Here is a 21,294-nt window from a genome sequence, read left to right on the forward strand (position 1 = left end):
ATACATTGTCTTGGCATTACTGTTTTTCGACAGGAAGCCGCAGAAGAAACTCGGTGCCTTCCCCCAGCCTGCTGGAAGCAGTGATTGTACCGTGATGGGCCTCGACGATATTTTTGACAATCGCCAGCCCAAGTCCGGTCCCCCCGGACTCTCCGCGCACGCGGGCCTTGTCTGCTTTGTAGAAGCGCTCGAAGATAAAAGGAAGATCCTCGGGAGGAATGCCTACCCCTTCATCACGGATGGCGATCTCCAGGTAACGGCGGCCCTCCAGAACGGCAGTAGACGTCAGAATCGTAATGCATTTGTCCGCAGGCGTATGCCGAAACGCATTGTCCAGCAGATTGGTCAGCACCTGCTCCAGCTTATCTTCGTCAGCGGCTTTGAGCAGCAGTGTATCACTGCCGGACTTCAGCTCAAGCTGAAGTCCCCGCTCCTTGGCCCGGACGGAGAATTTGCGGTAGACGCGCTCCAGCAGTTCCCCCATATCCACCGGCACCTTCATCATATCGGTATGTCCGGCTTCCATGCGGGCAAGGTCCAGCAGATCCTTTACCAGCCGTCCCATCCGCAGCGACTCGTCATGGATAACCTGAACCAGCTCACTGCTCTCTTCGGGCGAGGAGGCCATTCCATCCAGCAGCGCCTCGCTGTAGCCCTGCATCATCGACAGCGGCGTGCGGATCTCGTGCGAGACGTTGGCCACGAAGTCCCGGCGCATTTTCTCCAGCTTGACCTCTTCGGTAACATCACGTAGAACAGCTACTACTCCGCGAATGGTATCCTCTGAATACAGCGGAGCCATATGAACCGACCAGACTCCCTGGCGGACATGCACTTGAGAGCGCTGATCCCCTCCCTCGCGGAGTGTGCTGAAGAACAAGGGCCGCAAAGGGGGCGGAACCTCACTGTCACTTGCCCCTTGCGGGTACAGCTCGGATTCATTCTCCAGCTCCCAGTCCAGATCATTCCATCTCTCCAGCAGAGCCTGACCATGCGGGTTGGTCAAGATGATCTTCCCGATAATGTCAAAGGTGAGGACCGCATCGCTCATGCTGCGCAATACACTGGACAGATGGCCCTTCTCGTGGTTCAGGCTGCGGATGTTTTCTTCCAGCTCTTCTGCCATATGATTGAAGGAGGTAGCCAGCAGGCCGATCTCGTCACTGGTAACCAGCGTCAGTCTCGTCCCGTATTCCCCGGCGGATATTGTCCGCCGCTTCAATCACCTGCTGCATCGGCTGGGTAATCTTGGTGAACAAGAACAAGGCAAAGAACGTAGTCAAGGAAAATCCCAGCATACAGGCATACATAAACAAACGTTTAATCGCCCCGGAATTGGCGAAGTTGCTGTCGATATAGGGCAGCAGTAAAAGCCCCACTGTGATCAGCACGACAGCAACCAGACAGATGATCGTGATCCACAGCTTGCCGACAAGACTTCTCCAGAATATCACTTATTTAGGCACCTCTAACTTATAGCCTACTCCCCAGACCGTGGTGATCATCGCTGCCGATTCCGGTGATACTTTGTTGAGCTTCTCGCGAAGCCGCTTGACATGTGTATCCACGGTGCGCAAATCCCCGAAGAACTCATAGTTCCACACATCCTTCAGCAGTTCTTCGCGCGAGAACACTTTATCCGGTGAAATAGCCAAATAATGCAGCAGCTCGTACTCTTTTGGAGTCAGGCTGACTTCCTGGCCCCCTGCGGTTACGCGGTGTGCATCATGTTCAATGATAAGGTGCGGAAACACGATATTATTGCTGGAGTTGCTCTCTTTGGACAAAAAGGCTGTCGCGGAGGAACGGCGCATAATCGCCTTCACCCGGTAGATCACTTCGCGCGGGCTGAAGGGTTTGACCACATAGTCATCCGCCCCCATCTCGAAGCCCTGCACCCGGTTGATCTCTTCGCCTTTGGCTGTCAGCATCAGAACCGGCGTCGATTTGACACCTCTGAGCCGGGTCAGCACTTCAATGCCATCGATTCCCGGCAGCATCACATCCAGCAGAATCAAGCCGTAATCATTGGCCGTTGCTTTGCGCAGAGCGATTTCTCCGTCTTCTGCTTCGTCAATTTCGTAGCCTTCTTTTTCAAGATACATCTTCAGCAGGCGGCGAATGCGCTCCTCGTCATCCACCACCAGTATTCTGTTCAAATGCTCTGCCATTTCACAACAACCCCTTCATCAATTACAGTACAACGTTACCCTTACTCTTCATTGCCGCTTCGGCACAAACGCAGCCTCAATCCGTTCCTGCATAGGAATGAAGCCCGGCGATGACCAGATTAACGCCAACCAGGGTAAACATTACGACCAGAAAGCCGAGTACGGCGAGCCAAGCGGACTTGCGTCCCTGCCAGCCGCGTGCCAGACGTAAATGCAGGTAGGCACTGTAAAACAGCCAAGTGACCAGAGCCCAGACTTCCTTGGGGTCCCATCCCCAAAACCGGCCCCAGGCCACCTGTGCCCATATCATTGCAAAAATCAAAGCCCCCAAAGTAAAGATCGGGAAGCCGATGGCAATCGCCCTGTACGTAATTTCATCAAGGTCATTCTCATCAATTCCATCCAGTACGGGATGGATCGCCCTGCCCAGCGGTTTGCGGGCAGCCAGACGCAGAATTCCGTATAGAAGCAGACCGGAAATCAGCGACCAGAGAACCGTGTTGAATTTTCGACCGGCGTTCACGCCATTCATCCAAGAAGGCGCTTCAAAAAGCGGCTTTTTCATTCCAAGAAACGGCTGGAAGCTCTCAATTTCGCTATGGTAAGGTGCCACAATAGGCGGCATTTTGTAGCTCACTTTCTCTATTGTACTATCTCCCTGCCCAGGGCTGTCAATCGTTACGTTGGATCTAACGAAAACCGTTTCGTACCCTGCGCCGCGAAAAGCAAATACTGATCCAAGAAACCCAATTATAACAATGATTGAGAACAGAGTAAATTCGACCAGACGCTGCTGCTTGCGGTCGTTCTTCTCCTTGCCGGCGAAGTTCACAGTGCGCAGCAAATACATCAGTCCGGCCGCAAAGCCAACGGCGAAGAAGGATTCACCCAGCGCGGCCAGCGTGACATGGATATTCAGATAAATGGATTTTAGTGAAGGAATCAGCGGCTGCACCTCTTGCGGAAATACCGCCGCATAAGCCATGATGATAATCGAGATCGGCACCGCGAAGACACCGAGAATGATTTTGCGGTAAATCGAGAAGATCACGGTAAAAGCCACCATGACCATCATGGATAAAAACGTCATGAACTCATACATATTGCTCACTGGAATATGCCCTGAGCCTGCCCAGCGGGTGATGAAATAAGCAAGGTGGCAGATCAGGCCGAGAGAGGATACGATAAAAGCGATCCTGCCCCAGCGGGCGGTATGCTCCTCCGGCTTCCTACCGGACCATTTGCGGCCCATTATAGCAATCGTGAACAACATGAACGACCCGCTGTACAAAAAGAATGCGGCAATAAAGACGTCACTGCTGAAATCGAGCAAGCTCATGCCAGACCTCCCCCGTTGTCCAGAGATTTTTCATCCACTGTCAAATCTGTCTTCGCCAGAATCGAAACGATCTCGCGGCGGAAGCCGAACCAGTTCTTATTCGTATGGCCTCCGAGTACCAGCTCGCCATGATTGGCTGCCAGCCATATGCGCCTGTGCTGCCAGTAGAACCCGAGAATCAGTCCAAGCATGACGATACCTGCCCCGATCCAGACGAAAGGCATCGCACGGTCCACACGAATGTTCAGATACGTCGTGGATTCCGAGAAATCCACATCACTCATGTCACCCACCTCAAGCTCCAAGAACCGCCCGCTGCCGCCAAGCTTATCGTTGATGGCTGTCATCTGGAACTTTTCCTTGTCGACCTGCTTCGGAAAATAAAAATACTGCTGCCCTCCGGCCGGCAGATCCGGCCCTGTGATCAGAAACAGGAAGGCTGGAGCGTTAGGGTAAGGAGATTTGGACACTGGCTGCCCCTCTTCGTTCAAACCGAAGTCCATATATTTTTCTTTCAGTGACAGCGTATAGGGGCCTGCCTGAAACGACCGCTGCGGATTGTTCATATCCAGCTTGAACTTGCCGTATACCTCGCCACTCTTCGCATTAATGAGTTCCGGCTGCACCGAGCGCAGCACCGGGGTGAGGTCATAATCAAACTGATACGCTTTCAATCCGTTGTAGCTGAGCGGCGAATTCACCTGAATATCATGCCTGGCCACCTCGGCCAGCTGCGGTTCCCTGGAGGGATCGGTGCAATCCGCTGTGCATTCATAGAGAACTGCCCGGGTTTCGTACAGTTTGGGAAGGATCTTGGTCCCGCGGAATTCCTTGGGCATTTCCTCCTCCGTATAGAACTCCACGGTAAACTTCTCATTTTTTAGATAATAGGTAGTATCCGGAATCCGGACCGTTTCACCCTGCGGAAACGCAAGATGCTGATCCATGTTCAGACCGGGCAGCCCCCGGGCCAGCACAGCCAGCAAAAAAATAATCAGGCCAATATGTATGACATAGGGGCCCCAGCGGCTAAAGCGGTGCTTCTCGGCCAGCAGTGCGCCTCCGTCGGTACGGACACGGTAGCCTTTCTTCTGCAGCGGCTCCACCATACGTGCAACCCAGGCTTCGGGTTCCTCCTTCAGCTCAGCGACCAGCGCCACCTTTTGACGGGTCAGGAACTGGCGGTGCTTCCGGATCTTCTGACGGGTGAGCGCCTTGTAAAGGGGCAGCACACGGTCCAGGCTGCAGATCACCAGCGAGGCTCCAATGAGCACAAGCAGCAGCACGAACCACCAGGACTCATAAGTGTGCGAAAGGCCGAGTTTATAATAAATCTCCCCGGCTCTTCCGTACTTTTCTGGATAATAGGTGGATGCATCAATATTGAGAAAAGTGCTCTCCTGGGGAAATATCGTTCCCAGCATGGAACCGAGCAGCGTCAGGACAATCAGGTAAATGGCGATCTTGACCGAGGAAAAAAAGTTCCACACCAGGTCGATCACCCCGGGATTCACCCGCTGTGAACGGCGGGCAACACCGTCATACCGCATTTCGAGGTTGGCCGAAGAGAGCTGCTCGTCCCTGTCCAGCGGCTTGCCGCAGGCTTCGCAGAGGACCGTGCCAACCGGGTTCTGGTGGCCGCATTCACATTTGGTATTGCTGATCAGCGGTGTACGCTCCTTCACGGCTCCACCAGCTTCCTGATCTGATCATCAAGCGTGCTGAGATCCAGCTGTCCGATATGGATGCTGTCCACCCTGCCTTTGGTATTAATGAAGAAAGTGGTTGGAAGCGGTGACACGCCGTAGCTGCGGACAGCATCGCGGCCGGTATCCATGACAACCGGAAAATTAATATCGACTTGCTTGACAAAATTCTCCACGGTCATCTGGTCCTCGCCGACATTTATGCCGACGACCACTACGCCCTGCTCCTTCCACTTCTCCCACTGGGCCTGCAGGGCAGGCATCTCTTTGACGCAAGGGGCGCACCAGGAACCCCAAAAATTAAGCACAACAGACTTCCCCTTGTATTCGTCAAGCGTATGGGTCAGACCGTCTAATCCAAGCAGCTCAAAGGAAGGGGCCTTTCCGCCTTCCCTGGGTTTTCCGTCCCCTCCGAACACCGAGGAACTGATTGCATAACCCCCGAGCAAAATAATCACGAACAGAATGATGATTTGAACCGGCTTTCTCGCTTTGCCCACATGCCAGGCCCCCTTCTGTGACGCAACTCATTACTTTAGTCGATAGGTGTGAACATCCTATGAACATTATAACGAATATTGTCACCGAATTAGGAGAGGAAAATGTGAACATTATGTGTCCTTGCGCGTTGGGTTCGCTTTCAGCATTCCAGCTTTGGCAATTTGCTGGAGATGATTGATTTCATCCTTGGTCAAATGGCGGTAGGAGCCGCGTTTGAGATTTTGCAGCAGAATATCGCCGAAGGAAATCCGTTTCAGGCGGATGACGGGATGGGAAATGGCTTCGAACATCCGCCGGACCTGACGGTTGCGGCCTTCATGGATTGTAATGCTGATGACCGATTCTTTATTCTCTTCATCAACGTCTTTATATTCCACTTCTGCCGGAGCGGTCATCCCATCCTCCAGCTTAATGCCGGCTTTGAGCTTGTCCAGCGCGGTGCCATGCGGTACACCCTTGACCGTGGCCAGATAGGTCTTGGGCACATGATGCTTCGGATGCGTGAGCAGGTTGGCAAACTCCCCGTCATTCGTCAGCAGCAGCAGCCCTTCCGTATCGTAATCCAGACGGCCCACAGGGTATACGCGCTCTTTGATGCCTTTGAGGTAATCCGTTACTACCTTGCGTCCCTTGTCGTCGGAAGCGCTTGTAATCACACCCTTGGGCTTATTGAACATAATGTAGATCTTGTTCTCGCCCCGGATCAGTCTACCGGCGACCTTGATTATATCTGTTGCGGGGTCCACCTTCGTGCCAAGCGTAGTTACGAGTTCCCCGTTGACTTCCACTTTACCGGCCAAAATCATTTCTTCACACTTGCGTCTTGACGCCACACCTGCCTGCGCCAATATTTTTTGTAATCTTTCCATTTTTGACTATTCACCTCAGGTTAATGATAACCATCAGCGGGATAAATCACAAGTTCATTCCATGGAAAAAATGCTCCCGGACAGGTTTTGGTATGGGTTTCCACAACAAGAGGGTCAATTTGATAACGCGCAGCCAATTCCAAGATAAGCTTGCCGGCCGCAAACAGCTGATTTTTCCGCTTGGACAGAGGCGGAAGCGTGTTCTCCTCCCCGAAGTTGCCTTCCAGACACACATGAATATACTCCGGGTCCGTCAGCAGCGGCGCAGCATAAATTGAACCATCTGTTGCAACCCAAAAGTCAAAGCCCTTGCCATTAATGGACGGACAGCGGGAATGATGCAGAATAAAGCCTTTATACGCCATCGTATGTCGGCCTCCCTCCGTGTTGCTGCAATAGCATATGTACGGAGGGGGAACGGGGTGAAATGCGGATGCTGTTTTTGTACCCTATAGACATTGTTCATAAATAGCGGCACCGGTAAACGCGAACATAACATTACCGGGATGTAAGGAAGCAGTCATCTAAATCGATTGTTCGGAAGCCGGGAGGTTCTTACACTTAAGACGACAGCTGATCACACTATATTTTTGATACGGAGGAATAATTAATGCTGCTTGCAAGAACATGGGAAAAACGGATCATCACCGCTGTATCTGCCGTCGGGCTGCTGCTCGGAGGTTCAGGTTCCGTGTCAGCCGCACAGCCGGCTCCAAATCCGCTGCCTTATGCGCACGAGATTAAATCGCTGACAAGTGAAGATTACAGCGATCTTTCTTTTTGAAGCCGCTGCTGAAGGACAAAACCGTCGTCAGCCTTGGCGAAAATTTCCACCGGGTTGGCGAATACGACAGCATGAAGACGAGATTGATAAAATATCTGCATGAGGAGCTGGGGTTTGAGGTTATCGCTTTTGAGTCGGGGCTGGCTGAGGCCTCTGTCGTCAACGATGTGGCTGATGAATTGACTTCAGCAGATATGATGGATAATTCCATTTATGATATCTGGCAATCCTCAGAAACCCTGGAGCTGTTCAACTACATCAAACAATCCCGCCGGACGGACAAGCCTTTGCAGCTGGCCGGATATGATATGCAATATACATCCCCCATGCTTACGCTGGCGGCCCGCAGCTTTATTTCCAAGGTCAATGCCGCTTATGGCAAAGAATTTATGGATTTTGATAACGAAGCCACCGGGAAATTTAATGAGCTGATGAATCAATACAGCCTGGTGACCAAAAGCAATCCTGTTTACCAGCAGAAGGTACGCCAGCTCAGCCAAAAGTATGTTCCAAAATACAAGGAATACATTAAGTTCATTCAGGAACACCGGGAACCGTTAGACGCAGCTTACCCCAATGCGCCCCACACGGCAGATACCATCCTGAAAGGGCTGGAGGACCGTGTGGCAATTTTCACGCAGGCTCAGCTAAAGAATGTGCGGGAAATTTACGAAGCCCGGGACAGAATCATGGCTGAGCATGTGGAATGGCTGATGAAGGTTAGATACCCCGGCAAAAAGATCATTCTGTGGGCCCACAATGACCATTTGGCTAAAAACACCTCGGACATCCGTGTCCTCGAGCAAGGGAAGTGGCAAAACAGCTTTATTAGCATGGGCGAGCTGCTGCATCAGAAATTGAAGGATAAAATGTATGTGGTCGGCTTGTATATGAACCGGGGCAAAGCGGCAGCCATTTCAACCTTGAAGGAATTCCCGATCGGCCCGATGCCAAAGGGGACCCTGGAAGCGAGAATCATGCAAAGCGGGTATTCCCGGACCTTTGTAGACCTCACAGGGCATACCAAAGCAGGCCCGGGCAACAGCTGGATGTTTCAGCCGCAATATGCTGCTGAAGACGGGCTGACCAGAGAGGTTATTGTTCCAATGGTGATGAAATTCGTGCCGAAGGAGCAGTTCGACGGCCTGATTGTCATTGATAAAGTATCCCCGCCAACCCGTACCTATTAAGGGGATATTCAATGGCTTGCTAGCTGAACGCCAGGAGACACACGGCAATCGAGGCCACGAAGCCTACGATGTCTGAGAAGAGGCCGACCTTGAGGGCGTAACGGCCGTTGCGGATGCCTACAGCGCCGAAATAAACGGTCAGTACGTACAAAGTCGTATCCGTGCTGCCCTGGATGGTAGAGGCAATCATGCCAATCAGGGAATCAGGCCCGTGCACACTGATCAGATCGGTGGTATACGCCAGCGAGCCGGTGCCTGTGAGCGGACGCAGGAGGCCAAGCGGCAGCACTTCCGGCGGCACGCCTATCCCCTTCAAGGCGGGAGCGATGAAGCCCATCATGAAGTCCAGCGCGCCGGAGGCGCGGAAGACGCTGATGGCAACAAGCATGCCTACCAGATGGGGAATAATGGCGATGGCTGTACCAAAGCCGTCCTTGGCGCCTTCGACAAAGGACTCGTAGACCGGGACCTTGCGTGTAAAGGCGTATAGGGGAATGAAGGTAATCATGACCGGAATCGCCCAGGCCGAGATAAGGCTGATTAGCTGGAACAAGGCAGGCTCACCCTTTCAGAGAAGAATACGGGCGCGGAGTGCTCCCTCTGGCAGCATTCCCGGACCGGGCGGCCGGCGGTCCGGGCGGCCTGCGCAGCATAGCCAGGCGGCGGCACAGCCGGTCGGCTGCGATGGCGGCCAGGGTCGCTACCGCCGTGGCCGCCAGTGTGGTGCCGACGATGGCAGCCGGGTCGGACGAGCCATAGTTCAGCCGGATGGCAATCAGCGTTGCAGGAATCAGGGTAATGCTTGCGGTGTTCAGCGCCAGCAGGGTACACATGGCTGGAGTTGCCGTCTCCTTGTCCGGATTGAGTGTCTGCAGCTCCTGCATCGCCTTGATGCCCATCGGTGTGGCCGCATTGCCCAGACCGAGCAGATTGGCGCTCATATTAGTAAGGATATAGCCAATAGCCGGATGGCCTTTCGGCACATCCGGAAACAGAAAGGATACAACCGGCCCCAGCACTTTGGCAATCTTCTTCAGCAGGCCCGCATCCTCTGCGACCCGCATCATTCCCATCCAGAACACCAGTACACTGATCAGGCCAAAGCTGACGGTAACCCCGCTTTTGGCTCCATCGAATACCGCAGCCGTAAATGCATCCATGCGGCCGTTCACGGCCGCAAACACAAAGCCGATAAGGATCATCCCCAGCCAGATTCCGTTAATCATATGCTTCTCCCCCAATTCTCCCGTTTCTGTTTATTTCCCGGCGGCGCCTATCCGGAAAAGCGCCCGCAGCGCACTGCCGAGTGCCTGCAGCCAGTTGTCTGCCGGATAGGCGGCTGCTCCTGCCGGTTGGAATCTCTTCTCATAGGACGACTGCTCCGGAGGCAGCCGGTCCGGCATATAGACCGGAACCCGGCCGATCTCCTTCCCGCCGAGCTGCAGCACCAGGACTCCCTTGATGCCAAAGCTGCTCCTGCGGGCCCCTCTAGTCTCCCGTATGAGTTCCAGCTTGGTGACAAGCCTCGCTTCCTCTCCCTGTCCAAGCGGATAGGCAAAAGTTCTGCCAGGGACAAAGCTGTAGCCGCTGATGCCTTCACCGCGCTCGATAAGCGTCTTCAGCGGATAGTGATTGAAGCCGTAATCCAGCAGTGCGGCATGGTCATTCCAGTCATTCCCGTCATTCAGCGTAACGGCGACCAGCTGCTGGCCGCCCCGGGTGGCGGAGCTGACGAGGCAGCGCAGCGCTTTTTTGGTATAACCGGTCTTTACTCCATCCGCCCCTTCATACAGGCGCAGCATTTTATTTTTGTTCAGCCACTTATAATCCCATGCCTCATACGGGTTATCTGCCGTTTTCACCTGGGTCTTCACAATCTGCTTGAATACCGGATTATGCATAGCATAGGCTGTAAGCACAGCCAGGTCATTGGCGCTGGAATAATGCCCTTCCGCATCCAGTCCATGGGGATTGGCAAAATGGGTGTGCTGCAGCCCCAGTTCCTCCGCCTTGGCATTCATCAGATACACAAAACCTTCTTCCGATCCTCCGACATGCTCGGCAATGGCTGTAGCCGCATCGTTGCCTGAACGCAGCATCAATCCATAGAGCATATCCTCCAGCGTCATTTCTTCCCCTGCTTCAGGAACAGGGAAGAGCCTTCCTTGGCAAAGGCATTTTTACCGACCTTGACCTTGGACCGCAAATCTCCGTTCTCTATGGCAACTAACGCAGTCATAATCTTGGTCAGGCTGGCAATCAGCATAGGCTCGTCCCCGCGGCTGCTGTACAGAATCCTTCCGGACGCTACATCAATCAGCGCGGCGGCCCTGGCATGGGTCGATATGGAGCTGTTCTCGGCCCGGACCAAGGGCTGGGGCGACAGACACAGCAGAAGTGCGCACAATATTAGAACCAGCAGTACCTTAAGGTTAGATGTCTTCATGTTCATCCTCCGGCTTCTTATCTGTTCACTTGTGTTGTACAAGTGTATGCGGGGCAACGGGATGGTATGTCCATCTCTTCCCCACAAGCTTCTATCATCACAAAAAGGGACACCGCCTAGTTGAGGCGATATCCCTGTTGTCTGCCGCTGCATCCTTCAGGTACATCCCATAACGCTAATGAGTCGAGGAATCTGAAGGGACAGGGGTTTTAACCGCTTTTTCGGTACCCGAAGCTACTACTTGTGAACCTACAGGTGTGCCATTCTGCGACGAAGCGTCATTCTGGGACGATCCGCCGCTTGGGAACATGGTCTGAATTTTGTCGATGAGACCCGGAGTCGCATCAATAATTTTCTCGAACAGATGGGTCTGGTTATCCAGCGGCACAATGTGAACCCCTTCCCTGCCGACCACAAGAAAGGCGATTGGCCGGATGGATACCCCGCCGCCGCTGCCGCCGCCGAACGGAAGCATTTTGACGCCGCTTCCAGCGCCATTGATGCCGGGGGCATCATCTTCGACGCGGTAATCACTGCCGCCTGCGGCAAAGCCGAAGGCAACTTTACTGATCGGCAGAATCACACTGCCATCCGGAGTTTCTACCGGGTCGCCGACAATCGTATTAACATCCACCATGCCTTTAATATTTTCCATAGCGGTCTGCATGAGACCTTGAATCGGGTGATCTGACATCTAAGTACTCCTCCTCTGCTGTTTGAAAGATAAGGGAATTACCTACTCTTGTACAGTCTGCTCATATATCGGGCATGATATGTACGCACTCTAATAAAAATACGGGCGAAACGAAGCTGCCGCCTGGCGCTCTGTCCAGATATAACCTTCGCAATTTCGCCTCACATAAAATCCGCTTAAGAGGCCAGAATGATGGCAAGCAGAAAAATGTGCCTAAGGAGGCTGAGCTATGGATTTCGCGAAAATTTGGCAGGCGGATATGGAAGGCAACGGCTTGCTGCCTTTGATTAAGGGCGGGAGCGACACGCAAAAAGACCCCCAAAAGGGATACGTGATCGTAGATCTGAATCCATTGTCCGGTGAGGAGAGCGAGGCTGGGGGCGGGAACGGGAAGAATCAAATCACCGTATTCAAGGAGGTCGTTATCCCTGACGGCAAACGGTATAGTTATGATCTGTTCAGAAAGCTGAAGAATAATTACAAATCGGTGGCCGGCAAAAAAGATGCGGTTTCGGCTGCAGAACATGAGCAAATTCATGAATTTCTGGCTTATGCCGCAGTGTCGGCACCTTTACGCCAGGCCCGCAAGTATGCCGAGGATCACCATCAGATTAAGGCCGGATGTTCCAAAGAAGAATGGGTGGAGACGCTTAGATCGATCTGGTTCCAGCCCAGTAATGACGGCACCTCATTTTTTGAGCATGTTTTTATTGGCGAACAGGGCAGCAAATGGGGCGGACATCAATTCTGGTACAGCTACCATTTGAATGAGGGGCCTAATGAGACTCTACAGAAAGAGGATTCTAACATTGTTATCAAGCTTGCCGAGGCCGGGCAGACTGGCAAAAGCAGCCTGGCCGAAGTTATCACCATAAAATATACATTGGAAGAAACCAACAAGAACGGGGACAAACAGACCCTGACCACAGATATTAGCGGATTGTTTGTCGGGATCAGTGCGGAAGGGCTGATGGCTCTGGGAACAGTAGCGTATCTGGACGGCCGCACCCGGATCCCTGTGGAGCTTAACGGTACGTCCTTTGATCTCATTATGCACAAAACGGGGGACCGCGAAGAGAATCCGCAAAGCTTCTACCCTCAAATGAAGACACCTGTTCACGCTTAGTGTCCGGAACAGTATTGAATTCCCCGGCAGCCCGCAGACTCCCTGCGGCGCTGCCTTCTTGCGCGGAACCGCCGCAGCCGGCTTAATCCGCCTTCTTCTGCGGGAACACCGAGAGGATGCGGCTGAACAGCTCTTTCCAGTGCCGCAGCCCTCCCTGTACCTTGGAGGCCCGCCGCAGAAGCTGAAACGCTGAATAAAAGGCATAGCCCATTGAAAGCTTACCCGCGCATACCGTCTCGGTGGAGAAGGACATCTCATCTGAGAACACGGGCGCAACGAACATCCGCGGAGCTTTGATCAGCCGGACCTGCCTCGATAGCCAGCCTGCCAGAGTCCATTTCAGCCCCCAGAACGCTCCCGCTGCCGTCGCCGTATATGCCGCATCGCCCAGTGAGAAATCGGTAGACCAGTCAAGCTTGGTGATCTGGACATGGGCCAGTGTATCCTTCAGCCATTTGTTCAGACCGCGCGTTGCCTGCATCGCTATGCGGATATTCTTCAGCCATTCCGCAACCGACTGCTTGTCGATTTGCTCCTCAAGGTCTTGATCCTTCCGGACCGGCGCAATGCCGCTTTCTTCCAGCTTTACTTTGATCCCCTTCTCCATTCCCTGGAACACGAGCGCAGGCAGCTCATAGTGAAATTTGACCAAGCCAAATAGAGCTTTCAGATCTAACTCTATCCGGTCATCTTTGCCCAGCCTGCACACCCGGAAATGAAAATGTATGTATGAAGTCAGAATCACCAGCAGCACTACAATCACTAGCAGCAACAGCGCCAAGGGTATTGCCAGCCATAACGTCACGAAAGTAACCTCCATGCAACCAATAATAAGGAGCCTTTGAATTAGTATGGCATTCAGGGCTGGAAAAATTCCGCGCTCATGCAAAAAAGCCCCATAGCCCATCCCTGATGCCTGCGGCATGTAGATGAATGGCTATAGAGCTTTTATAACTTCTCCTCCTTCCCTTTTGTTTGTTTTTCATGTTCGCTTTATATAGCTTCTAAAAATCCGGCAGCTCACGTCTGCTCCGTATCCTCAAAGGTCATCTGGCTGTCCAGCTTGCTGAACAGGAGCTGTGTCTCCTCTTCCAGGTCGTCGGTGGAGGCGTCGAAGTTTGAAGGCTCCGGCAGCTCCTTCAGATCGGCCAGCCCGAAACTCTCAAGGAACGATTTGGTGGTTCCATACAGAATAGGGCGGCCCACTGCTTCCGCACGCCCGACCTCCTGGATTAAATCCTTGTTGTTCAGTGTATGAATGGCCCGCTCAGACTTCACTCCGCGGATTTCCTCAATCTCTACACGGGTAATCGGCTGACGGTAAGCGACGATGGCCAGTGTCTCCAGCGCTGCCTGTGACAGGGATGCACGTGAAGGTGAATAAGCGAGCCTCTCGAAATAAGGCGCATGGTCTGGCAGCGTAGCCAGACGGTAGTTTCCGGCAATCTGCACGACCTGCAGGCCGCGTTCCTGGGACACATAATCCTCTTTCAGTTCCTGCAGCGCTTTGCCGGCAATATCCGGCCGCTGCTCCGTAATCTCGGCGATCTGGCGGACAGACAGGCCTTCATCGCCGGACAGGAACAGCAGGCCTTCAATAATTGATTTCAGCGTTTTGAATTCCACTGAGATCTTCTCCTCCTCTCCACTCCATTACAATGTCATCAAATAATTTCTCCTGGTAACAGAATATGGCCTTCATTTTCATCAGCTCTAAAATAGCAAGAAAGGTAACCACAATCTCATGCCGGGCCATTTCATCATCCAGCAGTGCGGAGAAGCGCATCCTGCCGCCTGTGCCCTTGCGCTGGAGCGCTGCCGAGACATCGCGTATCCGGTCTTTTACGGAAATTTCATCCCGGGTAATCCGCTGGTAGGAGGATCTTCGGGCCGCTTTGCTCAGCGCCTTCCGGAATGCGGCGATCAGGTCTGCAGTGTGCAAGCCCTTTAGCGTATTATCGATTTGGGCCGGCACAAAAGGACCCAGGTCCTCCGGCTCCTTGGTGAAGATCAGGCTGCGTTCACTCTCCATATCCAGCAGCTGCACGGCAATGCTCTTGAACTTGCGGTATTCGATCAGCCGCTGAACCAGCTCTGCACGCGGATCATAATCGTCGTCCTCGTAATATTCGAAATCCTCGATTTCAATAACCGGCGGCTTCGGCAGCAGCAGCTTGCTCTTGATCGACAGCAGCGTTGCAGCCATCACTAAAAATTCACTGGTGATATCCAGCTCAAGCTCCTGCATCGTCCTTAGATATTCCATGTACTGCTCGGTGATCTCGCTGACCGGAATGTCCTGGATGTCGATTTCCGCCTTGTCTATTAAGTGCAAGAGCAAATCGAGCGGACCTTCGAACGTCTCCAGCTTGTACAATACAGTCACGCGGTTTCCTCCCGCCAAAAAAAGTAAAGTGCAGCGCCGCCCGGGCGCTACACAAGTAGAAAGATCTTATGGTTCATGCTTTCTTCTCATACATATAAATAAGCACGATTTTAGCTGATTCGTCAAGAGTCTCTTATTCAAGCAGAAACATCTTATTTTTTAAACAGCTTGTTCAGGTTCGCCATTTCAATGGCAGAGGCCGCAGCATCCCAGCCTTTATTGCCGGCCTTGGTTCCGGAGCGCTCAATCGCCTGCTCGATATTTTCGGTAGTCACTACGCCAAAAATGGTTGGAATACCGGTCTTCAGATTGATGGCCGCCACCCCTTTGGCCACCTCGTTGCACACATAATCATAATGGGTTGTTGATCCGCGAATGACGGTTCCCAGTGCGATTACCGCATCGTATCTGCCGCTTTCCGCCATTTTCTGGGCAATCAGCGGAATTTCGAACACGCCCGGAACCCAGGCCACATCCACTTCATCATCAGCTACACCATGACGCTTGAACGCATCCAGCGCACCGGACAGCAGCTTGCTGGTAATAAACTCATTAAAACGCCCTACTACTACCCCGTATCTCAGTCCCTCGGATACTAAATGTCCTTCTAAATAATTCGGCATTGTATTCATCAACCTTTCATTAGTAAGTGATTATGGAGGTTACAGCTTGGAATCCTCATTTTGCTCAATGTTGTCAAAAGTCAGCAGATGGCCCAGCTTGGCCTGCTTGGTATGGAGATAATTGGTATTGTCCTTGTTCTCCGGCATTTGGATCGGCACACGTTCCACAACCTCAAGACCGTAGCCTTCCAGTCCTTTGATCTTGCGCGGATTGTTGGTCATCAGCTTGATCTGGCGAATCCCCAGATCCTTAAGAATCTGGGCGCCGATGCCATAGTCGCGCAGGTCTGCCGGGAAGCCCAGCTTCAGGTTGGCATCCACCGTATCCAGACCTTCCTCTTGAAGCTTGTAGGCGCGGAGCTTGTTGATCAGGCCGATGCCTCTGCCCTCCTGGCGCATATAGAGCAGAACCCCCCGGCCTGCCGCTTCGATCTGGCGCAGCGCCGCTTCAAACTGCGGGCCGCAGTCGCAGCGGTGGGAGTGGAACACATCGCCGGTCAGGCATTCGGAATGTACACGGACCAGCACCGGCTCTTCACCGGAAATATCGCCTTTGACCAATGCGACATGTTCTTTGTCATCAACTTCATTCGTATAGGCAATCGTCTGAAAGTCGCCGAAATCCGTCGGCAGCTTGACCGAAACCTCACGGGTGACCAGCTGCTCCTTCTCATTGCGGTAATGAATGAGATCCTTAATGCTGATCAGCTTGAGCTCATGCTTGAGTGCAATCTCCACCAGATCCGGCAGACGGGCCATGGTCCCGTCTTCCTTAACCACTTCACAGATTACGCTGGCCGGATAAGCGCCGCACATGCGGGCCAGGTCCACAGCAGCTTCCGTATGTCCGGAGCGGCGCAGCACACCGCCTTTTTTGGCAATCAGCGGGAACATATGCCCCGGTCTGCGGAAGTCGGAAGGTTTGGCGTCCGGGTCCATCAGCGCCTGAATGGTTTTGGATCTTTCTGCGGCTGAAATACCTGTGGTGGTATCCTTGTGATCGACGGATACGGTAAAAGCAGTGCCATGATTGTCGGTATTATGTGCAACCATAGGCTGCAGATCCAGTTCTGCCGCCCGCTCTGCCGTAATCGGCACACAGACCAGCCCGCGTCCCTCTGTAATCATGAAGTTGATCACTTCCGGTGTGGAGCGTTCGGCCAGTGCAATGAAGTCCCCTTCATTTTCGCGGTCTTCGTCATCCACAACGATAATGACCTTGCCGCGCATCAGATCATAAATTGCGTCCTCAATCGGGTCCAGGACGCTGTCGTTCTTGATTGGCTGGCTCATCTTTCAGTCCTCCTGACAGCTTGGCGTACCCTTATCAGGGCTTAGGCGCAAGCCTGCTCTTTATTTATACAAACCCGTTCGCCGCCAGAAAATCACGGCTGATCCGGGAGCTGTTTGCTTCTTCCGCATTCCCTGCACGTGAACCGTAGTTAAGGAGATGGTCCACATACTTGCCCAGCACATCGCATTCCAGATTGATCCGGTCCCCGGTCCGCTTGTGGGCCAGGACCGTTTCACCGAGCGTATGGGGAATGATGGATACGGTAAACGCAGAAGCTGAAGTGTCGACGACGGTCAGGCTGATGCCGTCAATGGTAATGGAGCCTTTGGGAATAATGAATTTGAACAGCGATGTACGCTCCGGAGCAATCTCGAAGACGACCGCGTTCTGGTCGCGCTTGACGCTGCGGATTTCACCGGTTCCGTCTACATGGCCTTGCACAATATGTCCGCCGAAACGGCCGCCGGCAGCCATGGCCCGCTCCAAGTTCATTCTGCTTCCGCTGCGCAGCTCCTTCAGTGTGCTGTTCCGGTACGTCTGAGGCATGACATCAACGGTAAAAGAGTGATCGCCGATGGAAGTCGCCGTGAGACAGACGCCGTTCACCGATACGCTGTCGCCGATTTTCAAGTCATCCATAATGAGGGATGCGCCGATGTTCAGCACCATCATCTCGCCTCCGCTGGTCACCCCGCGCAGCACTCCGACCTCTTCAATCAAACCTGTGAACATGTGTTTCGCCTCCTGATATTTGCTTTAGCGGATAGGCGTGCCGCTGATACACACATTATCTCCGAGCACTTCCACTTCCAATCCTTCCAGTGTAATCGCGCTTTGCATCAGCTCTACACCAGGAAAGTCGAAGGTTCCGGGTGCGGCTGAGCCGCCCCCTACGATCTTTGGGGCGAAGAACAGGACCACACGGTCCACCAGACCGTTCTCCAGCATGGCACCGTTCAGGGTTCCGCCGCCTTCCAGCAGGATCGAACCGATCTCCAGCCCGCCAAGACTGGTCATTGCTGCCTTGAGATCCACCCGCGGCCCGGCGCCGCTGACAACGATCTGCACACCTGCATCGAGCAGTGCTGCCCGCTTCACAGGATCAGCAGATTCGGTAGTGACGACAATGGTAGGTGCCTGGCCATCACGGACGACAGCAGAATCAAGCGGAATCCGCAGCGTAGAGTCTATCACGATCCGGACCGGATTCAGTCCCGGCACTTCCATCCTTGTAGTCAAGGAGGGATTGTCGGCAATCACGGTGTTGACGCCAACCATAATTCCTTGGTGGCGGTGCCGCAGCGTGTGCACAATCTCCCGCGCCTGCCCATTGGATATCCATTTGCTGTCCCCGGTCCGGGTGGCCAGCTTCCCGTCAAGCGTGCTGGCGCTCTTCAGCGTGACAAAAGGCTGCTTGGTCAGAATATACTTGATGAATTTCTCGTTCAGCCGCAGAGCCCGGCTTCGGAGCAGCCCCACCTCAACCTCAATTCCCTGCTCCCGCAGCATGGTGATGCCGCGCCCGGCAACCTGGGGATTGGGGTCCTCACAGGCCACAACCACGCGGGCAACCCCTTCATCGATCAGCCTCTGGCTGCAGGGGGTGTCTTGCCATAGTGGCTGCAAGGCTCAAGAGTTACATAAGCCGTGCTTCCCTGCGCCTTGCCCGCCGCCATATTCAGCGCGTGCACTTCGGCGTGGCCTGTCCCCCGCTGCAGATGGGTGCCGAGGCCAATCATGGCTCCATCCTTCACGACAACACAGCCGACTACCGGATTAATGCCAGTCTGGCCTTGCGCTCTTTCCGCCATATCCAGTGCGAGCGACATATAAAACTCGTCGTTCATTGTATCCATATCCTGCCTCCCATCACATAGCTGCTCTATCTTTTGTCCAGTTCAAAACATAAAAACCCGCCTCAATCTCCAGGCGGAGTTCAAGACGGGTTATACGAGAGTTTACAGGCAGTCTAATAAAACTGCGGCTTCCACAGTCAAAAAGGACCAAATGTGAAAGTTCGCACATAATATTTGAATACACTGCAGCACGTCTGTGCATGTAAGCACAAACGAAAGTCTCTCCTTCTTCCATCCAGACTATACTGTCGGTCCCGGAATTGCACCGGGTCCACCGTCCGTATGATATATACGAAGCGGGTAGCGGACTGAGCAGTGCGGTCAGCTTGTTCAGCCAATCACAGTTGCATCACCGCCGGTAGGGAATTGCACCCTGCCCTGAAGGATTGATCTATTTAATTAGTTTTCAGGTTTTGCCTACAACAAAATTATCACTTTGCCACCGGAAATGCAAGTGTGTTTATGAAATTAACTTTATTTATGTAACTTAATTATCCTTTTGAGCCTGCTTGTCCCTACGCAATAAATCACGGATCTCTGTCAACAATGCTACTTCAGGTGCCGGTGCGGGAGTCTCCACTACCTCTACTTTCACGGGCTCCTTGCGCTTGAAACGGTTAACCAGCTTGACCACCATGAAGATCGAGAAGGCAATGATAAAGAAATCGACAACGGACTGCAGAAACACCCCGTATTTCACGACAGCATCCCCATAGGCAAAAGAAAGTCCCTTCAAATCGATACCCCCGGTAAGTATCCCGACCAGCGGCATGATAATGTCCGTGACCAGCGAGGAGACAATCTTCCCGAACGCTGCACCAATGACAACCGCAACCGCCAGATCCAGCACATTTCCCTTCAGCGCAAATTTTTTAAATTCTTCCCACATTTGTTTTCCCCCAATATCTTGAATTTGAAATTATTATAGCATTTCTGTCGACGGTTTAAGAAGCAGCTGGAGGGCAAAGCCGCTTTTCCAGGGGCAGAGCCTATGCATGCAATTCCAGGTAAGTTGCTTGAATGAATCGGGTGTAGACCGACGGAGGGTACTGCCCTACCCTTTCGTAAGCAATTTCCGACTGCTGGCGTGCTTCCTCCATCTTCCCTTGTCTGGCGTAAATCTTGGCCTTGTAGGCATAAGAAGTAAAGACAGCTGCACGGTCCAGCGGATGGTAGGCATCATCCGGCAGGGTAACTTTTGACAAAGCCGCCAGCGCTTCTTCATCCCGGCCCAAATGATACAGGGCAATTCCGGTTTGCAGGTAGCAACCCGATTCATACCTGGTTCCCTTGCTTTGATACTTCTGCCCAAGCCTGATGGCCTCTTCATACCGCCGTTCTGCATTAGCCAGTCTGATCTCGGCCAGATGAACAAGCTGTACGGATTGCTCATCCTCTGTAAGCTGCACGAACAGCTTAGCCTTGTCCAGATACATGCCCGCCTCATCCAGATTCCCGGACATCAGGGCAAGCTTGGACAATACACGGTATAGATGATCTGTCAAATAATACACACCTTCCTCCCGTGACAGGGCGATTGCCGCCAGCGCCGCCCTCCGGCTTCCATCATATTGGCCCAGCGCCGATAAAGTCACACTTTCCGCATAGTGAAGGTCTATTTCGAATAAAAAATCGTTGCCGGTTTTTTTGCTTACATAGTCTTCCCTGACCCGCAGGATCAGTTCGAGGCTCTCGCTGTACCGGCTCTGCGTGAAAAGCAAAGCATAGGCCAAATACTGCACTTTTGCGCTTTCCACATATAAATTGAACCGTTCATAGATCTCGACGGCCCGCCGGATCGCCTCTTCTCCTCCCTCTGTTCCTGTGTAGTAGCAGGCGTTCACGTAGAACCCCATCAGCCGCGCGGCATCCACCGTCATGGGAAGTCTGCCGTCCATTAGGGGTTTAACGGCGGATACAATGGCCTGATAGTTTTTGTGCTTGAACTCAGCTTCAATATCGTGCACCAGGCGGGTAAGCTCTGCGCTTTGCTCCTCTTCTAGAAAATAACCTGCGTCCACCCCAAGACGCGCCGCCAAAATTTGCAGACTGCGCATGGAAGGCAGCGCTTTGCCGTTCTCGATTTGGCTGAGCATACTTTTGGTCATATCCTCACCCGCCAGATCACTCTGCGTGAGCCGTTTGCTTGTACGCAAATACTTGATTTTATCTCCAATCGTTTGTTTGCTTGTCATTTAAAGGGGCCATCCTTCTGTCGATTTTGTCTCCAGTATAGCGTAAACGAAAACTCAGAGAAAGTAATGTTAAATATAATTTAACTTTTTATTGCATATCAATTCATTCCGGCA

At 52.9% G+C, this 21,294-nt stretch carries 20 protein-coding genes, 3 pseudogenes and 1 riboswitch; of the genes and pseudogenes, 3 read left to right on the forward strand and 20 right to left on the reverse strand.

From position 1 onward, the window contains the following. Window positions 1-16: 16 nt before the first annotated feature. The 7 genes and pseudogenes from JI735_RS30375 to JI735_RS30405 form a co-directional block, all read right to left on the reverse strand. Window positions 17-1,454: pseudogene (locus JI735_RS30375) on the reverse strand (HAMP domain-containing sensor histidine kinase). Then, window positions 1,455-2,171, reverse strand: coding sequence for a response regulator transcription factor (locus tag JI735_RS30380; protein ID WP_020427515.1), 717 nt, complete (start codon window positions 2,169-2,171; stop codon window positions 1,455-1,457). 76 nt (window positions 2,172-2,247) lie between these two features. Beyond that, on the reverse strand, window positions 2,248-3,510 hold the full coding sequence (ccsA, locus tag JI735_RS30385) for a cytochrome c biogenesis protein CcsA (protein ID WP_039836096.1): 1,263 nt from the start codon (window positions 3,508-3,510) through the stop codon (window positions 2,248-2,250). Next, the gene (gene resB, locus JI735_RS30390; RefSeq protein WP_039836103.1) at window positions 3,507-5,177 is read right to left on the reverse strand and encodes a cytochrome c biogenesis protein ResB; all 1,671 of its coding nucleotides are present in this window, start codon (window positions 5,175-5,177) and stop codon (window positions 3,507-3,509) included. Before resB ends, ccsA begins: the two co-directional genes overlap by 4 nt. Before the next feature lie 14 nt (window positions 5,178-5,191). After that, window positions 5,192-5,716 carry a thiol-disulfide oxidoreductase ResA gene (gene resA, locus JI735_RS30395; RefSeq protein ID WP_020427518.1) on the reverse strand — a complete coding sequence of 175 codons (525 nt, stop codon included), beginning with the start codon at window positions 5,714-5,716 and terminating at the stop codon, window positions 5,192-5,194. Between the two features lie 111 nt (window positions 5,717-5,827). Next, a complete protein-coding gene (locus JI735_RS30400; protein WP_020427519.1) occupies window positions 5,828-6,586 on the reverse strand; it encodes a pseudouridine synthase in 759 nt (252 codons plus the stop codon). Between the two features lie 20 nt (window positions 6,587-6,606). Then, a complete protein-coding gene (locus tag JI735_RS30405) occupies window positions 6,607-6,951 on the reverse strand; it encodes a peptidoglycan recognition protein family protein (RefSeq protein ID WP_039836097.1) in 345 nt (114 codons plus the stop codon). A gap of 245 nt (window positions 6,952-7,196) precedes the next feature. Here JI735_RS30405 and JI735_RS30410 point away from each other — a divergent pair, with 245 nt between their 5' ends. Beyond that, window positions 7,197-7,370 carry a hypothetical protein gene (locus JI735_RS30410; protein ID WP_202676737.1) on the forward strand — a complete coding sequence of 58 codons (174 nt, stop codon included), beginning with the start codon at window positions 7,197-7,199 and terminating at the stop codon, window positions 7,368-7,370. Further along, the gene (locus JI735_RS30415; protein WP_202676738.1) at window positions 7,367-8,560 is read left to right on the forward strand and encodes an erythromycin esterase family protein; all 1,194 of its coding nucleotides are present in this window, start codon (window positions 7,367-7,369) and stop codon (window positions 8,558-8,560) included. The genes JI735_RS30410 and JI735_RS30415 overlap by 4 nt, the downstream gene beginning before the upstream one ends. A gap of 19 nt (window positions 8,561-8,579) precedes the next feature. Here JI735_RS30415 and JI735_RS30420 read toward each other — a convergent pair whose 3' ends face one another. The 4 genes and pseudogenes from JI735_RS30420 to ytfJ all read right to left on the reverse strand — a co-directional run bounded on the left by JI735_RS30420 (window position 8,580) and on the right by ytfJ (window position 11,700). Then, window positions 8,580-9,068 (reverse strand): spore maturation protein, encoded by a 489-nt coding sequence (locus tag JI735_RS30420; protein ID WP_202677712.1) that lies wholly within the window; start codon window positions 9,066-9,068, stop codon window positions 8,580-8,582. A 52-nt stretch (window positions 9,069-9,120) separates the two neighbouring features. Then, complete coding sequence (locus JI735_RS30425; protein WP_202676739.1) at window positions 9,121-9,786, reverse strand: nucleoside recognition domain-containing protein; 666 nt, start codon at window positions 9,784-9,786, stop codon at window positions 9,121-9,123. 30 nt (window positions 9,787-9,816) lie between these two features. Next, window positions 9,817-11,012 (reverse strand): annotated as a pseudogene (locus JI735_RS30430) (D-alanyl-D-alanine carboxypeptidase family protein). Between the two features lie 169 nt (window positions 11,013-11,181). Further along, window positions 11,182-11,700, reverse strand: coding sequence for a GerW family sporulation protein (gene ytfJ, locus JI735_RS30435; RefSeq protein WP_039836111.1), 519 nt, complete (start codon window positions 11,698-11,700; stop codon window positions 11,182-11,184). 229 nt (window positions 11,701-11,929) lie between these two features. Between ytfJ and JI735_RS30440 the strand changes: the two genes are divergently transcribed. After that, window positions 11,930-12,826: a hypothetical protein gene (locus JI735_RS30440; RefSeq protein WP_039836112.1), complete on the forward strand. Its 897-nt coding sequence runs from the start codon at window positions 11,930-11,932 to the stop codon at window positions 12,824-12,826. Window positions 12,827-12,908: 82 nt separating this feature from the next. Here JI735_RS30440 and JI735_RS30445 read toward each other — a convergent pair whose 3' ends face one another. The 9 genes and pseudogenes from JI735_RS30445 to JI735_RS30485 all read right to left on the reverse strand — a co-directional run bounded on the left by JI735_RS30445 (window position 12,909) and on the right by JI735_RS30485 (window position 21,180). Then, window positions 12,909-13,631 carry a DUF2953 domain-containing protein gene (locus tag JI735_RS30445; RefSeq protein WP_039836113.1) on the reverse strand — a complete coding sequence of 241 codons (723 nt, stop codon included), beginning with the start codon at window positions 13,629-13,631 and terminating at the stop codon, window positions 12,909-12,911. Between the two features lie 215 nt (window positions 13,632-13,846). Next, complete coding sequence (gene scpB, locus JI735_RS30450; protein WP_060861730.1) at window positions 13,847-14,452, reverse strand: SMC-Scp complex subunit ScpB; 606 nt, start codon at window positions 14,450-14,452, stop codon at window positions 13,847-13,849. Continuing rightward, window positions 14,421-15,212 carry a segregation and condensation protein A gene (locus tag JI735_RS30455; protein ID WP_039836118.1) on the reverse strand — a complete coding sequence of 264 codons (792 nt, stop codon included), beginning with the start codon at window positions 15,210-15,212 and terminating at the stop codon, window positions 14,421-14,423. The genes scpB and JI735_RS30455 overlap by 32 nt, the downstream gene beginning before the upstream one ends. 152 nt (window positions 15,213-15,364) lie before the next feature. Further along, window positions 15,365-15,835, reverse strand: a complete 471-nt coding sequence (ribH, locus tag JI735_RS30460; RefSeq protein ID WP_020427530.1) for a 6,7-dimethyl-8-ribityllumazine synthase — start codon at window positions 15,833-15,835, stop codon at window positions 15,365-15,367. Between the two features lie 39 nt (window positions 15,836-15,874). Continuing rightward, on the reverse strand, window positions 15,875-17,128 hold the full coding sequence (locus tag JI735_RS30465) for a bifunctional 3,4-dihydroxy-2-butanone-4-phosphate synthase/GTP cyclohydrolase II (RefSeq protein WP_051051894.1): 1,254 nt from the start codon (window positions 17,126-17,128) through the stop codon (window positions 15,875-15,877). A gap of 64 nt (window positions 17,129-17,192) precedes the next feature. Further along, complete coding sequence (locus tag JI735_RS30470) at window positions 17,193-17,861, reverse strand: riboflavin synthase (RefSeq protein ID WP_020427532.1); 669 nt, start codon at window positions 17,859-17,861, stop codon at window positions 17,193-17,195. A gap of 24 nt (window positions 17,862-17,885) precedes the next feature. Then, window positions 17,886-18,985, reverse strand: a pseudogene (gene ribD, locus JI735_RS30475) (bifunctional diaminohydroxyphosphoribosylaminopyrimidine deaminase/5-amino-6-(5-phosphoribosylamino)uracil reductase RibD). Window positions 18,986-19,204: 219 nt separating this feature from the next. Then, window positions 19,205-19,375: riboswitch (FMN riboswitch) on the reverse strand. A 97-nt stretch (window positions 19,376-19,472) separates the two neighbouring features. After that, complete coding sequence (gene mscL / locus JI735_RS30480) at window positions 19,473-19,874, reverse strand: large conductance mechanosensitive channel protein MscL (protein WP_039836121.1); 402 nt, start codon at window positions 19,872-19,874, stop codon at window positions 19,473-19,475. 100 nt (window positions 19,875-19,974) lie between these two features. Next, window positions 19,975-21,180, reverse strand: a complete 1,206-nt coding sequence (locus JI735_RS30485) for a helix-turn-helix domain-containing protein (RefSeq protein ID WP_039836122.1) — start codon at window positions 21,178-21,180, stop codon at window positions 19,975-19,977. Window positions 21,181-21,294 lie beyond the last annotated feature (114 nt).

This window comes from Paenibacillus sonchi, from assembly GCF_016772475.1.
In the GTDB taxonomy this organism is placed as follows: Bacteria; Bacillota; Bacilli; order Paenibacillales; family Paenibacillaceae; genus Paenibacillus_AQ; species Paenibacillus_AQ sonchi.